We start from the raw sequence: 553 nt of genomic DNA on the forward strand, positions 1-553 counted from the left end.
CCCAGGACCTTCAGATAGGTGAAGTCGGTCTGCCACAGCTCGTTGGGGCGCGTGGTTTTATCCCGGAACTCATTGGCTGCCTTCATTACGATATGCGTCGGAGCTGTTACCAAGTCTTCTGTCTTCAAGATGCGGTAAACCGATGATTCCGATACAAAATACTGCTTCTCATCAGTATATTTCACCGCCAGCTCACGCGGGGTCAGTTCCTCATGCTCGAGCGCAAACTCGATGATATCCGCCCGGGTCTCATCCGCGAGGCGGTTCCACACAGACCCCGGATGGGGCGGCGTGTCCTCGAGCGCGTCAAGCCCACCCTCGGACCAGCGATCATACCAGCGGTAATAGGTCGTACGTGGGATGCCGAGCATGGCCAGCGTCTGACGAGCGGGCAGATGCGAGGCTTCGACGGTGCGGATGATCTCCAGCTTTTCCGATGCAGGATACCTCATGCCTCGCACTCCCCATCCCCGATCATACTTTTTTTGAGCAGACGGTTTTCCAGAGTCAGATCGGCAACGACCTCCTTGAGCGCAGCCGATTCCGAGCGCAG

The 553-nt window shown here is 57.3% G+C and carries 1 pseudogene; it reads right to left on the minus strand.

The window, feature by feature from the left end:
• Positions 1–553 (minus strand): annotated as a pseudogene (locus ACH107_RS33415) (helix-turn-helix domain-containing protein); the annotation flags it as partial.

Source organism: Roseovarius halophilus (ex Wu et al. 2025) (assembly GCF_047086965.1).